Source organism: Nonomuraea rubra, assembly GCF_014207985.1.
GTDB classification, from domain to species: Bacteria; Actinomycetota; Actinomycetes; order Streptosporangiales; family Streptosporangiaceae; genus Nonomuraea; species Nonomuraea rubra.
Genome location: NZ_JACHMI010000001.1, coordinates 11,501,247 through 11,515,712, shown reverse-complemented (window position 1 = coordinate 11,515,712; position 14,466 = coordinate 11,501,247). Strand labels below are relative to the sequence as shown.

The 14,466-nt window shown below is 69.7% G+C and carries 14 protein-coding genes; 8 read left to right on the top strand and 6 right to left on the bottom strand.

The window, feature by feature from the left end; translation table 11 throughout:
* Positions 1-57 precede the first annotated feature (57 nt).
* Positions 58-1,203, top strand: a complete 1,146-nt coding sequence (locus HD593_RS52585; protein WP_185110343.1) for an acetyl-CoA C-acetyltransferase — start codon at positions 58-60, stop codon at positions 1,201-1,203.
* A gap of 432 nt (positions 1,204-1,635) precedes the next feature.
* On the opposite strand, the gene HD593_RS52580 is transcribed toward HD593_RS52585, so the two are convergent.
* On the bottom strand, positions 1,636-2,265 hold the full coding sequence (locus HD593_RS52580) for a hypothetical protein (protein ID WP_185110342.1): 630 nt from the start codon (positions 2,263-2,265) through the stop codon (positions 1,636-1,638).
* A 452-nt stretch (positions 2,266-2,717) separates the two neighbouring features.
* Between HD593_RS52580 and HD593_RS62885 the strand changes: the two genes are divergently transcribed.
* Entirely contained in the window at positions 2,718-3,089 is a 372-nt protein-coding gene (locus HD593_RS62885; protein WP_312904361.1) for a VOC family protein, read from the top strand.
* A 43-nt stretch (positions 3,090-3,132) separates the two neighbouring features.
* Here the strand turns inward: HD593_RS62885 and HD593_RS52570 are convergent, their stop codons facing one another.
* Positions 3,133-3,486 carry a MerR family transcriptional regulator gene (locus tag HD593_RS52570; protein WP_185110340.1) on the bottom strand — a complete coding sequence of 118 codons (354 nt, stop codon included), beginning with the start codon at positions 3,484-3,486 and terminating at the stop codon, positions 3,133-3,135.
* A 57-nt stretch (positions 3,487-3,543) separates the two neighbouring features.
* Here HD593_RS52570 and HD593_RS52565 point away from each other — a divergent pair, with 57 nt between their 5' ends.
* On the top strand, positions 3,544-4,707 hold the full coding sequence (locus HD593_RS52565) for an MFS transporter (RefSeq protein WP_185110339.1): 1,164 nt from the start codon (positions 3,544-3,546) through the stop codon (positions 4,705-4,707).
* 24 nt (positions 4,708-4,731) lie between these two features.
* Here the strand turns inward: HD593_RS52565 and HD593_RS52560 are convergent, their stop codons facing one another.
* The 4 genes from HD593_RS52560 to HD593_RS52545 all read right to left on the bottom strand — a co-directional run bounded on the left by HD593_RS52560 (position 4,732) and on the right by HD593_RS52545 (position 7,851).
* Positions 4,732-5,292, bottom strand: coding sequence for a hypothetical protein (locus HD593_RS52560; protein ID WP_185110338.1), 561 nt, complete (start codon positions 5,290-5,292; stop codon positions 4,732-4,734).
* On the bottom strand, positions 5,289-5,840 hold the full coding sequence (locus HD593_RS52555) for an RNA polymerase sigma factor (RefSeq protein ID WP_185110337.1): 552 nt from the start codon (positions 5,838-5,840) through the stop codon (positions 5,289-5,291). Before HD593_RS52555 ends, HD593_RS52560 begins: the two co-directional genes overlap by 4 nt.
* Positions 5,841-5,903: 63 nt before the next feature.
* Positions 5,904-7,319 (bottom strand): serine hydrolase domain-containing protein, encoded by a 1,416-nt coding sequence (locus HD593_RS52550; RefSeq protein WP_312904360.1) that lies wholly within the window; start codon positions 7,317-7,319, stop codon positions 5,904-5,906.
* Positions 7,320-7,389: 70 nt separating this feature from the next.
* Positions 7,390-7,851 carry an Lrp/AsnC family transcriptional regulator gene (locus HD593_RS52545; protein ID WP_185110336.1) on the bottom strand — a complete coding sequence of 154 codons (462 nt, stop codon included), beginning with the start codon at positions 7,849-7,851 and terminating at the stop codon, positions 7,390-7,392.
* 81 nt (positions 7,852-7,932) lie between these two features.
* Here HD593_RS52545 and HD593_RS52540 point away from each other — a divergent pair, with 81 nt between their 5' ends.
* The 5 genes from HD593_RS52540 to HD593_RS52520 all read left to right on the top strand — a co-directional run bounded on the left by HD593_RS52540 (position 7,933) and on the right by HD593_RS52520 (position 14,453).
* Positions 7,933-9,156 (top strand): APC family permease, encoded by a 1,224-nt coding sequence (locus HD593_RS52540; protein ID WP_185110335.1) that lies wholly within the window; start codon positions 7,933-7,935, stop codon positions 9,154-9,156.
* Positions 9,157-9,225: 69 nt separating this feature from the next.
* Complete coding sequence (locus tag HD593_RS52535; protein ID WP_185110334.1) at positions 9,226-11,097, top strand: acyl-CoA dehydrogenase family protein; 1,872 nt, start codon at positions 9,226-9,228, stop codon at positions 11,095-11,097.
* Positions 11,098-11,300: 203 nt separating this feature from the next.
* Entirely contained in the window at positions 11,301-12,575 is a 1,275-nt protein-coding gene (locus HD593_RS52530; RefSeq protein ID WP_312904359.1) for an extracellular solute-binding protein, read from the top strand.
* 67 nt (positions 12,576-12,642) lie between these two features.
* Positions 12,643-13,560 (top strand): carbohydrate ABC transporter permease, encoded by a 918-nt coding sequence (locus tag HD593_RS52525; RefSeq protein ID WP_185110333.1) that lies wholly within the window; start codon positions 12,643-12,645, stop codon positions 13,558-13,560.
* The gene (locus HD593_RS52520; RefSeq protein ID WP_246547210.1) at positions 13,560-14,453 is read left to right on the top strand and encodes a carbohydrate ABC transporter permease; all 894 of its coding nucleotides are present in this window, start codon (positions 13,560-13,562) and stop codon (positions 14,451-14,453) included. The genes HD593_RS52525 and HD593_RS52520 overlap by 1 nt, the downstream gene beginning before the upstream one ends.
* Positions 14,454-14,466: the final 13 nt, after the last annotated feature.

Here is a 14,466-nt window from a genome sequence, read left to right as displayed (position 1 = left end):
CGTTCTGTTGTACCCTGCACCTAGTAACCGAATAATGCTCGGTTTCCAGGAGGCACTGTGGCAGAGGCGTACATCGTCGGGGCGGTCCGCACCCCGGTCGGCAAGAAGAAGGGCGGCCTTTCCACCGTCCACCCCACTGACCTGGCCGCTCACACGCTGAGGGCGCTGATCGACCGCACCGGCGTCGACCCCGAGGCGGTCGAGGACGTCATCATGGGGTGCGTCATGCAGTTCGGCCCCCAGAGCATGGACATCGCGAGAAATGCCTGGTTGTCGGCCGGTCTGCCCGAGACCACGGCCGGCGTCACGATCGACCGGCAGTGCGGCTCCTCGCAGCAGTCGATCCACTTCGCGGCCCAGGGTGTCCTGTCCGGCACCCAGGACCTGGTGGTCGCCGCCGGGGTCGAGTCGATGAGCATCGTGCCCATGGGCTCCTCGATCACGGCCGCCCTGGAGAAGGGCATGCCGTTCCCGTTCGGCGAGAAGTGGGTGGAGCGGTACGGCAAGCAGGAGATCTCGCAGTTCCGCGGCGCGGAGCTGATGTGCGAGAAGTGGGGCTACACGCGGGAGGTGCTGGAGCAGTTCGCGTTCGAGTCCCACCAGCGCGCCGCCAAGGCCATCGCGAACGGCTACTTCAAGGACCAGATCGCCCCCATCAACGGGGTCGAGGACGACGAGGGCCCCCGCGCCGACACGACGCTGGAGAAGATGGCCGGCCTGAAGACCCTGAAGGAGGGCGGCCAGATCACCGCCGCCACCTCCTCGCAGATCTCCGACGGCTCCGGCGCCGTGCTGATCGCCTCGGAGCAGGCCGTACGCGACCACGGTCTGACCCCGCGGGCCCGCATCCACCAGCTCGCGCTCATGGGCGACGACCCGGTCTACATGCTGACCGCGCCGATCCCCGCCACGCAGCGGGCGCTGAAGAAGGCCGGCATGTCGATCGGCGACATCGACGTGGTCGAGATCAACGAGGCGTTCGCGCCGGTGCCGCTGGCCTGGATGCACGAGCTCGACGCCGACCCGGCCAGGGTCAACCCGAATGGCGGCGCCATCGCCCTCGGCCACCCGCTGGGAGGCACGGGCTCGATCCTGATGACCAAGCTCCTGCACGAGCTGGAGCGCACCGGCGGCCGGTACGGCCTGCAGACGATGTGCGAGGGCGGCGGCCAGGCCAACGTCACCATCATCGAACGGCTGTAGCAAAGCGCGAGTGCCGCCCCGGGCGTAACGTGGGGGCGGCGCTCGCCTAACTACCCATCCTGGTAGTTGCTCTCATCTGCCCTTGGAAGGGATGCGGCGCGGCGGCGCGATGGGCCGCTGCGGCATCTTGGGCATCGGCCGCACGACCGGCAGGGCGGGGCGGCTCTTCTTGTTGGACGCACGGATGAACATACAAAGCTCCTCTACGTAATTCGGGACGCGGCTTCCTACGAAAGGGGCCGCTCTGCGAGCTCAGCTGCGTGCCGCGTCACTTGGCTGGACGGGGGACAGGGCTTGCTTGCGAATTACAGGTAAAGGCGCATGTCCTAGAGGCTAGGGGGGCGCCGGAGGCCCGTGCAACCGAATTAACGCCCCGGCGGACTCGAGGGTCGCCGCCACAACTCCCGCCTGGTCCGGCCCTCCGGACGGCAGCTACGAACGCCTCTCGGCCGGCGTTTCGGGAAGCTGCCCGACCACCTTGCCCTCGGAGTCCAACACCTTGATCATCGGGTTGTCGTCACCATCGATTTCCAGCACGATCCGCGGGCGTCCTCGCGAGTCGCTGAGCACCAGGAATGCTCCTTCCGGAGTGCTGTAGCCGAGCTGGACACGAGGCGGCATGGCGGGGACTTGGCCGATCGGGAGCGCCGGATCAGGCATGTGCTTCATCTCCAGCACTGCCGCGCCGAGGGTGCCCTCCCACCGAGTGGCCATAGTGATCGCCTGCGCGTTGGTGTAGTCGAGCGAGAGGCTGGCTCCGGCAGAAGAGGCAGTGATCCCTCCCTTCTCGTTGCCGTCCCCATCATTGAAGATCAGATAAGTGCCCTCGGGCCCCTGGCGTTGGTCGGCGGGATACGTCCTGCCCCCGATGATGATCGGTGGCTTACGCGAGCTCGCCAGAAAACGCTGTCGGCCTCGGAGGTCTATGACCCGGAACGATTCCCGGGCCTGCTCGCCGGAGGACTCCGCTCGTGCGGGTCTGCTGCCCGCCATCACGGTCACGCCACTCGCCAAGAGCGCGGCCGCCGTTCCGATCGCGGCCCGCCGATCACGTTGCTCCATCTCCCGTTTCCCCTTCCTCTTCGGAGGGCACCAGTCGATCATGCAAGCGTGGCTGTGTCCCTACGGCATGCATGAAGATCACGAGTGGGGATAGCCCCCGTTGCTGAAGCAAGCCAGATGTCGTCACGTCACTCGGACCGGGAACCTTCCTGATCGGGAACGGAACGCCCTTCGGCTCTCGCTGACCCCATGTGCCGGTTGCCTTCCGTTCGGTCCGGTGGATGTGGCCGAGGCCGCGGATCGGGCAGCAGCATGTCGCGTGCCTTCGCGTATTCGTTGGCCATCCACCCGGCCGGCAGCCGGCCCAGCCCGGAATCGGCCACCAGAAACAGGATGATGGCTGGTCGGTCTGCATCCGGCTCTCTGGCCTCGACGACGGTGAAAACCGCTTGCTGCGCTTGGCTGCCCGTGGAAGGCTGCGCTGCGGGTCGGCCCCGGTACGGGAGGCGCGCGTGAGCAGGTTCTCGATCTTGAATGTGACGTTCGACTGCTCCGACGCCGAAGCCATGGCGCGCTTCTGGAGCGAGGTCACCGGCTGGCCCTGGACCAAGGTGGAGATGCCCGGCAACCCCTTCTGGTGGGTGGGCGCCGATGATGACACCTTCCCTCACCTCGTCTTCGTCAACGTCCCAGAGCCCAGGCGCACCAAGAATCGCGTTCATCTCGATCTCCTGCCACATGGCGAACCTCAAGACCGGGAAGTTGCCCGGCTGGAATCGCTGGGTGCTCGCGTCGTGGACGATCGCAGGGGTGTCAGCCCAGGCGGATGGGTCGTGATGGCCGATCTTGAGGGCAATGAGTTCTGCGTCGAGGACGGCGACTAGCACGTCCTGCTGATCACGATGGTCGCCGGCGGCCTGCCCTGGTTCACACCCGTGCTGCCGAGATGACCAGGTCCAGGGCCTGCCTCGACTCGCTCAGATCGCGCATCGCCTGGTCGATGCGTTCGCGTTCCCTGCGGAGCCGCCCCACCACGTCCGGACATGTAGGCGCCAGCCGCTCCCCCCGCGCCTCCAGGCACGGCAGCACGGTCGCGATGGTCGAGGTGCTCAGGCCGGCCGCGAGCAGGCAGCGGATGCGCCGCACGGTCTCCACGTGCGCCTCGGTGTACTCGCGGTACCCGCTGGGCAGCCGTGACGGATGCAGCAGGCCCTGCTCCTCGTAGTAGCGCAGCAGCCGCTCGCTCACGCCGGTGCGCCGGACGAGCTCGCCGATCCGCATCCCCACCCACCTCCACGACTTGACTCTCACATACATGTGAGACTTTAGCGTTCCCGCATGAAGAAGAGTCTGCTGGTGCCGGCCATGCTGATGGTGAGCGTGTTCGTGGTCGGCACGTCCGAGTATCTGATCGCGGGGCTGCTGCCTCAGGTGGCCGCCGACCTGGGCGTTTCCGTTTCGACTGCGGGGCAGGCCGTGACGGCGTACGCGCTGGGGGTGGTGATCGGCGGGCCGTTGGTGACGGTCGCGACCGTGCGGCTGCCACGCAAGGGGCTGGCGCTGGGGTTGATGCTGCTGTTCGCCGCCGGGAACGCGGTGTGCGCGGCGGCGGGGTCGTACGAGGTGCTGATCGTCGGGCGGGTGGTCGCCTCGCTGAGCCACGCGGCCTTCCTGACCCTGGCGTTGATGGTGGCGACGCGGGTCGTCGAGCCGCAGCGGGTCGGGACGGCGATCGCCGCCGTGGGGTCCGGGTTCTCGGTGGCCACGCTGCTGGGCGTGCCTCTGGGGGTGCTGCTGGGGGAGGACGCGGGGTGGCGGACGCCGTTCGCCGTGCTGGCGGTGCTGGCGCTGGCCATGACCGGGTTGCTGGCCGCCGTGCTGCCCCGGCAGGAGGCGCCCGCCACGAGCGTGCGGGACGAGATCGCCACGGTGATGGGGCGGAGGGTGCTGGTGGTGATCGCGACGACGGCGGTCGGGCTGGCGGCGACCTCGACCGTGTTCACCTACCTGGCGCCGACGCTGACCGAGATCACCGGGTTCGGGCCGGCGGCGGTGTCGACGCTGCTGCTGGTGTACGGGGCCGGGAGCCTGGCCGGAGGGCTGGTGGCGGGGCGGCTGGCGGACCGGTCGCTGGGGACCACCGTGCGCGGCACGTTCGCCGGGCTGAGCGTGGTGCTGGCCGTCTTCCCGTTCGCGGTGCCGTGGGCGGGGTCCGCCGTCGTGGCGGTGCTGGTGTTCGGGCTGCTGACCTCGGCCACGACGCCGGTGCTGCAGAGCCTGGTGCTGCGGCACGCCGGGCGGGCGCCCACGCTGGCGGTGTCGGTGAACGTGTGCGCGTTCAACATCGGCATCGCGGCCGGGTCGGCGCTCGGCGGCGGGCTGGTGGCGGTGGACGGGCTGCGGTGGCTCGGACTCGCGGCCGCCGCGCTGAGCCTGGCCGCCCTGGCCGTCAGCTACGCGGCCATCCCGCGCCGGGAACCTCTGACGAGTTCCCCGGCCTGAGCAGCGCAGGCCGGGGAACGCGGGTCAGCCGAGCTGCGTCGGGTCGTGCTCCGGAACGCACGGCTTGACAGGCCCCTCGATCACCATCGCGTTGAGCTGCGCCTTGACGGGCCCCTTCGGGTTCTCGGTGAACTCCAGCGCCATCGTCTGCCCCTTCCCGACCTGGCGGGGATCGATGACGAACCCCTTCGGCCCCGGCCTGGCGACCTTGTAGTGCACGGACGCGCGCCACTCCTCCGGAGTGTCGTATCCGCCGCCGGCCATCGCGCCCCGGTCGTTCTGGCACTTGGTGTAGGGCTTGAGGTACGTGATGTCGGCGCTCACGCCCAGCTTCTTGAGGTCCTGCTCCAACTGCTCGGCGTCCCTGAACTCCTTGAGCTCCACCGTGATGGTGCCGTTGGCGTTCTCGCTCACCGCGTACGCCGGCTCCGGCCCGGTCAGCAGCGGCAGCGCCACCGCCGTCACGGCCGCCAGCCCGGCCACCGCCGCCCCCGCGAGCAGGCGGCGGCCGACACGGCGGCTGCGTTCGTTCCGCGCGGTCATCTCGGCTTTGAGGTCCATCAGCAACTGCTCCTCGAATCTCATCGTGGGATTCCTTCCATGACGAAGGGCAGGTCGCGAAGTGCCTTGCGGGCGCGGTGCAGCCGCACCATGGCGGTCCCCGGCCGGATTCCCAGCGCTGCCGCCGCCTCCGACGGCGTGAGCTGCTCCAGGACCACCAGTTCCAGGACGGCGCGCTCCCCGTCGGGTAACCCGGCCATGGCCTCGAAGGCCGCCCTGGCGGGCCGTTCCGCGTCTATCTGCTCCTCCAGCCGGGACACGTCGTCGCCGTCGAGCGGACGCCGCCCGCTCACGCGATGCGTGAGCTGGGACTCCCGCAGCGCCCGCCGCCGCTCGGACGACAGCGTGTTGCGCGCGACTCCGTACAGCCACGCGATCTCGCTGCCCTTGCCCGGGCGGTACGTGTGCGCCGAGCCGAGCACCGCGAGGAACACGTCGGCCGCCAGATCGGCGACCGTGTGCGGGTCGTCGACCCGGCGTGACAGGAACCGCGTGACAGCGTCGATGTGCCGCCGGTAGAAGGCTTCGAACGCCACGGGGTCGGTGGCGAGCTTCCCCCGTTTGAGACGCACCGGCCTTGCTCCCTTCGTCGATCTACACCCGTACTTGGTGAGAACCGACGAAAGGCTTACAAGTCAGGTCGCATCGGGTGCCGTTCGAAGCCTGTCACCATGGACCTGGCGAAGGGCACGAAGGCGGGCGACCGTCACGCCCAGTCCCGCGAGCGCCGCGACCAGCACCGTGACCGACAGCGGCGCCGGGAAGTAGGTGAGCTGCGCCCAGGTGACCGTCCGCCCGTTCACCAGGACGGACACCAGGTCCGGATATCCGACCAGCACCGCGACCGGGACGAGCGCCGGCAGCAGCCGCAGCCCGATCCGCCACCACGGCCGCCCCGGCCTGCGGGCGGCCCAGCGCCGCGCCCGCGCCACCCCCATGGCGCCCAGCCCGGCCGCGACCAGCGCGAACGCCGCCAGCGCCGCCTCGAAGAGTTGCCGTTCGTTGCCCGGCCCCTCCGGCGCCCTGCCCTCGCTCATCGCCGTGAGCCCGAGCATGATGTCGTACGTCGGGTCGTACAGCGTCGCGTTGTTGGTCATCACCGCGAACCCGTAGCCGGTCTTCGGCGAGACGGCCTCGACGGCGTTGTAGGTGAACAGGTTCCCTGAGTGCACGAGCTGCCCGTTGTCCTCGATGCCCCACCCCATCCCGTACGGGCGCAGCTTCGAGGGCTGGTGCATGACCTCCAGGCTCTGCCGCCCGACCAGCGGCCGCCCGTCGCCCGCCTGCGCGATCAGCCATTTCCCCATGTCGGCGGCCGTCGTGATGACCCCGCCCGCCCCGCTGTCGTCGTGGAACCCGTCGAGCTCCGGCCGGGGCAGCCAGGCCCCGAAGAGGGAGTTGTAGCCATGAGCGGGCCGGACGACCTGCGCGGAGACCGCGCTGGACGTCATGCCGAGCGGCCCGAACACCCGATCCCGCAGGTAGTCCCCGAACCGCCGCCCGCTCGCCACCTCCACCAGCCGCGCCGCCAGGTCGTAGTTGACGTTGCAGTACTCGTAGCGGGTGCCGGGGTCGGCGGCGAGCCGGGACTCGGCCAGGCGGGCGGTGTAGTCGGCCAGCGAGCCGGCCTCCTCGGTGGCGGCGATGTCCACGGTGCTGTCCGACAGGCCGGAGGTCTGGTTCAGCAGTTGCCGTACGGTGATCCGCGCCGCCCGGGGATCGGCCATCGTGAAGCCGGGCAGCTGCGCGGCCACCGGCGAGTCCAGCGAGATCTTCCCGCGCTCCACGAGCGTCATGACGGCCATGGCGGTGAACGACTTGCTGACGGACGCCACCCGCATCGGCGTGCCGGCGGTCATCGGCCGCCCGTCGGAGTCGTGCCCGTACCCGGCCGCGTGCACGACCTCGTCGCTGCGGGTCACGACCACGGACAGTCCCGGCACCCCGGTGGATTCCATCGCCTCCTGGAGGTAGGCGTCGATGGCGGCGGGCGTCAGCTCGGGCGCGGGGGCCGGGGTGAGGGTCAGGGCGAGGGCGAGAAGGAGTTTCACGGGGAAGAACCTAGGAAGCAGGGGCCCTGCCGCGTATCCGCCGACCGTCCAGAAGCACCCCTGTCGAAAGTCAGGTGTCCTCCAGCCGCGTCGGCACCGCCTTCTGCACCTGCTGGAACACCACCGACGTCCGGAACCCCACAATCTCCTTGCGCTTGCTCAGCCGGTCGAGCAGGAACCCGTGCAGGTGATCGAGATCCCGCACCCCCACGTGCAGCAGGAAGTCGTCCCCGCCGGCCAGCACGAACACGCTCAGCACCTCCGGCATGGCCGCCGCCGACTCCTTGAACGTGTTGATCACCGCCCGGCTCAGCGGCCGGACCTGCACCGAGACCATCGCCTGCACGCCGCGGTTGAGCGCCGCCGGGTCGATGTCGGCGTGGTAGCCGCGGATCACGCCGCGTCTGGTCAGCGACCTGACCCGTTCCAGGCAGGTGGAGGGGGCGATGCCGAGCTGCCGGGCCAGCTCGCGGTTGGACTGCCGAGCATCCGTTTGGAGCAGCCGTATGATCGCCGAATCAAGTTCGTCCATGTGCCCAGGTTCGCACGCCATTCCGGCCGAACGTTCGCTCAGCACCCGATCAAGCCGAATGTTCGAGCTACTTTCAGCGACATGAATGGACATATGGGGGCATGGCACGGCACTGCGCTTCTCGTCGGAGCCGTGCTGGGGCCGGGCATGCTGGTGCTGCCGCACCTGGCCGCCGCCTCGGCCGGGCCGGCGTCGGTGCTGGCCTGGGCGGGGATGCTGGCGCTGAGCGTGCCCGTCGCGCTGACGTTCGCCGCGCTCGGCACGCGTTACCCCGGCGGCGGGGGCGTGGCCGCCGTCGTCGGCCTCGCGTTCGGCCGCCGCGCCGCCGCGGTGACCGGCTGGTGGTTCTACGGCGCCGTCCCGATCGGTACGGTCGCCGGCGCGCTCGTCGGCGGCCAGTACGTCGAGGCGTGCCTGGGCCTGGACGCCACCCTGGCCGCGTGCCTCATCCTGGCCGCCGCGTTCGCCGCCAACGCCGCGGGGCTGCGCACGTCCGGACGGCTGCAGATCGGCTTCGTCGCCCTCCTCGTCGCGCTGCTGGCCACGGCGGTGATCAGCGCCGCCCCGCACGCCGACCCGGCCAACTTCACCCCCTTCGCCCCGTACGGCCTGGCGGGCGTGGCCGGCGCGGCCGGGGTGCTCATGTTCGCCTTCGTGGGCTGGGAGGCGGCCAGCCACCTGTCGGGCGAGTTCGCCGGCAGGAACGGCCTGCTGCGCGCCACCGCCGCGACCCTCGTGGTGATCGGCCTGCTGTACGCGGGCGTCTCCGTCACCTCCGTCGGCGTGCTCGGCGCGGACATGTCCGCCGTGCCGCTCACCGGGATGCTGGAGCTCGGCCTCGGGCCCGTCGCCCGCCCGGTGACCGGGGTGGTGGCGGTGCTGCTGACCTTCGGCGCGGTCAACACCTACCTCGCCGGGGCGGCGAGGCTCGGCGCGGCGCTGGCGGCGGACGGGGCGCTGCCGCGCTGGTTCGCCAGGGGCGGGGCGCCGGGGCAGACGCCGTACCGGAGTCTCGGGCTGGTGCTGGCGCTCAGCGTGCCGGTGCTGGTGTGGGCGGTGGATCTGGACCTGCTGATGCGGGCCACCTCGGCGTGCCTGGCGGCGGTCACGTCGGCGGGGGTGGCGGCGGCGGTACGGATGTTGCCGGCGGGCCGCCACCGGGTCACGGCGATCGTGGGGACCGGGATGTCGCTGCTGGGGCTGGCGTTCTGCGGGGCGTACCTGCTGGTGCCGGCCGTGCTCGGCGCGGTGGCGCTCGCGGCGACCGGCCTCAACCCTCGCCGTTCCTACAAAATCGGGCTATAAACGGCGACAGGGCGCCGTCAGGCGGGCAGTACACATGAGCATCAGACGGCGCGACGTCGGGAGGGTGCCATGACCCAGCACGCCAAGTACGCGGAGTCCAGGCAGGTCGGCGAGCAGGCTCGGGAGAGGGAGTGGGCGCGCCCGAGCTTCGCCAAGCAGCTCTTCCTCGGCGACTTCCGGATGGACCTGGTGTATCCGGCGCCCACGCCGCCCGGCGAGGCGACCAAGAAGGGGGAGGAGTTCGTCAGGGCGGTGCGCCGCTTCCTCGACGCGCGCGTCGATCCGGCGCTCGTCGAGCGGACCGCGCAGGTGCCCGACGACGTGGTGAAGGGGCTGGCGGAGCTCGGCGCGTTCGGGATCACGATCAAGGAGGAGTACGGCGGCCTGGGCCTGCCGTACCTGTACTACTGCCGGGCCCTCATGCTCGTCGGCTCCTACTGCCCGGCGCTGGCCACGCTGCTGTCGGCGCACCAGTCGATCGGGGTGCCGCAGCCGCTCAAGCTGTTCGGCACCGAGGAGCAGAAGCGCGAGTTCCTGCCCAGGTGCGCGGCGGGGGAGATCTCGGCGTTCCTGCTGACCGAGCCGGACGTCGGCTCGGACCCGGCGCGGCTGGCCACCACCGCCGTGCGCGACGGCGACGACTACGTGCTCGACGGCGTCAAGCTGTGGACCACGAACGGCGTCATCGCCGACCTGCTGGTGGTCATGGCCAGGACCGGCAAGAAGATCAGCGCGTTCGTGGTCGAGGCCGACACGCCGGGCATCACGGTCAAGCGGCGCAACACGTTCATGGGCCTGCGCGGCATCGAGAACGGCGTGACCGAGTTCTCCCAGGTCAGGGTGCCCGCCCGGAACCTCATCGGCAAGGAGGGCGAGGGCCTGCGCATCGCGCTCACCACGCTCAACACCGGGCGCCTGTCCCTGCCCGCCACCTGCGCGGGCAACGCCAAGTGGGCCGTCAAGATCGCCCGCGAGTGGGGCAACGAGCGCGTGCAGTGGGGGCGCAAGGTCGGCCTGCACGAGGCCGTGGCCACCAAGGTCGCCTTCATCGTGGCCACCGCGTACGCCGTCGAGGCCGTCTGCGAGCTGACCGCCCGCCTGGCCGACGACAGGCGCAACGACATCAGGATCGAGGCGGCGCTGGCCAAGCTGTTCGCCTCGGAGCTGTCGTACGAGGTGCTGGACGAGCTGGTCCAGATGCGCGGCGGGCGCGGCTACGAGACCGCCGAGTCGCTGGCCGCCAGGGGCGAGCGCGGGGTGCCCGCCGAGCAGATGCTGCGCGACTCGCGCATCAACCGCATCTTCGAGGGCTCCTCCGAGATCATGCGGCTGGCGATCACCCGGGAGGCGGTGGACGCGCACCTGTCGGCCGCCGGCGAGCTGATCAACCCCGAGGCCAGCCGCCAGGAGCGCGCCCAGGCCCTGCGCCGGGCCAGCCGCTTCTACGCCAAGTGGCTGCCCACGCTGGTGGCCGGCACCGGCAACCTGCCCACCGCGTACGCCGACTTCGGCCCGCTGGCCGCCCACCTGCGCTTCGTGGAGCGGACCAGCAGGAAGCTGGCCAGGTCCACCTTCTACGGCATGTCCCGCTGGCAGGGCAAGCTGGAGCACAAGCAGTCGTTCCTGGGCAGGATCGTGGACATCGGGGCCGAGCTGTACGCGATGACCGCCGTCTGCCTCAAGGCCGCGGAGGACTCCAAGGACCTGGGGCGCCGGCCGTACGAGCTGGCCGACACGTTCTGCCGGCAGTCCAGGCGCCGGGTGGACACGCTGTTCGACCGGCTGTGGGACAACAGCGACAACCACGACGTACGGGTGGCCGGCTACGTGCTCGACGGCCGCTACACCTTCGTCGAGGAAGGCATCCTCGACCCGTCGATCGAGGGCCCGTGGATCGGCGCCCCCGAGGGCGGGGAGAACGTCCGCCGCAAGATCCTCTGACATCCGGTCTAGACCACGTGTGCGGCCCTCGCGGCCCGAGTGTTGCCAAACCGAGACAGGGCGGTATAGACCGGCTGCTGAACTCCGGCTTACGCTTGCGCAAACGCGGGCATCTGCCGGCCCGCGTGCTCATCCCCCTGGGCGGGGTCCCGTTGGCTGGTACGGACCAGTAGGACCCGTCCGACGAGAAGGCGGTATCTCCAGTGAACATCAAGCTTGTGGGCGGCGCCGCTCTCGGCCTTGCCACGATGCTGGTCCTGTCCGCTTGCGGTTCCGGCGGCTCCGGCGGTTCCGGCGGCGACACCCAGGCGGCCGGCGACGGCCAGGTCACGCTGAAGATGGTCGCGGCCGACTACGGCGACGGCCCCGGCAAGCCGAACTCCGGCGAGACGTTCTGGAAGGGCGTCACCGAGGAGTTCACCAAGGCCAACCCGAACATCAAGGTCGACGTCCAGGTCATCAACTGGAACGACATCGACAAGCAAGTCGCCACCATGGTGCAGAACGGGCAGATCCCGGACATCCTGCAGACCGGCGACTACTCCGGCTTCGTCCAGGACGGCCTGCTCTACAAGGTGGACGAGGTCCTGTCCCCGAACGTCTCCGGCGACATGCTGCAGAAGTTCGCCGAGTTCGGCAAGGTGGACGGCACCGCGTACGGCATCCCGTTCGTCTCCTCCGCCCGCGCCCTGTTCTACAACAAGGACCTGTTCGAGCAGGCCGGCATCGCCGAGCCGCCGAAGACGTGGGACGAGCTCAAGGCCGCGGCCGAGAAGCTGAAGGCCAAGGGCGTGACCCAGCCGTTCGGCCTGCCGCTCGGCCAGGAGGAGGCCCAGGCCGAGTCGTTCCTGTGGATGCTCGGCAACGGCGGCGGCTACAAGGACGCCTCCGGCAAGTGGTCGATCAACTCGCCGCAGAACGTCGAGACGTTCACGTACATGAAGGGCCTGGTCGACGCCGGCCTGACCACCCCCAACCCGGGCACCAAGGACCGCAAGACGGTCTGGGAGGACTTCGGCGCGGGCAAGGTCGGCATGGTCAACGGCGGCCCCATGTCCATCCCGATCTTCGACGCGGCCGGGCTGAAGAACTACGGCGTCGCGCCCATCCCCGGCAAGGCCGGCCCGCTCGACACCACGCTCGGCGTCATGGACTGGATCATGGCGTTCAACAAGAACGGCCACGCCGCCGAGATCAAGAAGTTCTTCGACTTCTTCTACACCGGCACCGCCGCGCAGAAGATCTCCGACACCTACAAGCTGCTGCCCGTCACCAACGGCGGCATCCAGAAGCTGTCCGGCGACGAGAAGCTCAAGCCGTTCCTCGACGCCCTGCCCAACGCCAGCTTCTACCCCTTCCAGGACCCCAAGTGGGCCACCCTGAACCCGGCGATCAAGCAGACCATCGGCGGGGCCGTCAAGGACGACCCGGCCAAGGTCCTCGGTGAGCTGCAGAAGACCGCGGAAGCGGCCGGCTGATCCCAGCAGGACCACGGTGCGGCCGGCTGACCCAGCCGGCCGTGCCGTCCTTGCGAAAGGTGCTTGAGTGACAACGCTGGATGTGAAGAAGCCCCGCGCCAGGCGGGGCCTGCGCGCCCTCGAACCCCTCGCCTGGATCGGGCCCGCCATCGTGCTGATCGCCCTGGTCGTGCTCTGGCCCGTGGTCGAGATGATCAGGTCCTCGTTCCTGGAGATCAGCCGGCTGGGCGTGGTGCGCGGGTCGGCAGGGTTCGCGAACTACGAGAAGCTCTTCGCCGAGAAGGACTTCGCCGACGTCATGCTCCGCAGCGTGATCTGGGTGATCGCGGTCGTCGCGCTCACCGTGCTGATCTCGCTCGCCCTGGCCCAGCTCTTCAACCAGCGCTTCCCGCTGCGCAAGCTGGCCCGCTGGGCGCTCATCGCGCCGTGGGCCGCGTCGGTGCTGATGACGGCCATCATCTTCAAGTGGATGCTCGACCCCGAGGTCGGCGTGATCAACCAGATCCGCGTCCGGCTCGGGCTGATCGACGCGATGGGCGGCGCCGCCGCCGACCAGCTCGGCGACGCCTCCACCGCCATGCCGTGGCTGGTGTTCGTCGCCGTCTTCGTGTCGGTGCCGTTCACCACGTACGCGCTGCTCGCCGGGCTCGCCACGATCCCTGCCGACGTGTACGAGGCCGCCAGGATGGACGGGGCAGGACGCCTGCGGACGTACTGGTCGATCACGCTGCCGCTGCTGCGACCCGCGCTCACCGTGGCCGCCCTGATCAACGTCATGAACGTCTTCAACAGCTTCCCGATCATCTGGGCCATGACCCACGGGCAGCCGGGCTACTCGACCGCCACCTCGACCATCCTCATGTACATCCTCAAGGGCTCCGACATCGGCGAGTCGGCCGCCATGTCCGTCGTCAACTTCGGCATGGTGATCGTCCTCACGGTGATCTTCCTCAAGGTGTCGCGGTGGAACAAGGAGGTGGCCTGATGGCCGTCAAGACCATGCCGGCGCAGGCCCAGCCCCATCACCACCACGCCCGCCCCGGGCGGAGCGCCGCCCGCCGCGCGATGCCCAGGCTCAAGACCGTGCTCATCGCGGCCACCGCCTACGTCGTGGCGTTCCTGTTCCTGTTCCCGTACGTGGTCATGCTGCTGACCTCGCTGCGCTCCCAGGAATCGCTGCGCGACGTAACGTTCTGGCCCGAGGAGTGGGTGTGGTCGAACCTCACCGACTTCTGGGGCAGCGGCCTGGCTGGGAACCTGTGGGTGACGATCAAGGTGGCGGCCGGCTCGACCCTGCTCGTGCTGCTGGTCGCGCTGCCCGCCGCGTACTACTCGGCCCGGCACAACTTCCGCGGCCGCACCGCGTTCCTGATCCTCGTGCTGATCACCCAGATGTTCCAGCCCACCGCCATGGTGGTCGGCATCTACCGCGAGTTCTTCCAGTTCGGGCTGGTCGACTCGATCTGGGCGCTGATCCTCGTCAACGGCGGCTTCAACCTGGCCTTCGCCGTGTGGATCCTGAACGCGTACTTCTCCTCCATCCCGCGCGAGCTGGAGGAGGCCGCCTTCATCGACGGGAACGGGCGCTTCGGCGCACTGTTCAGGATCACGCTGCCGCTGGCCATGCCCGGCGTCATCACCGCGCTGATCTTCACGTTCATCGCCGCGTGGAACGAGTTCGTGGTCGCGCTGACCCTCACCACCACGACCGAGAACCAGCCGCTCCCCGTGGCGCTCAACTCGTTCATCGGGCAGTACCAGGTGGACTGGCAGAACCTGTTCGCCGGCTCGGTGATCGCCACCATCCCGGTGATCATCCTGTTCGCCCTGATCGAGCGGAAGGTGGTCGGCGGTCTGACCGCCGGCTCCATCAAGTAGCCCGCCCGGGCCG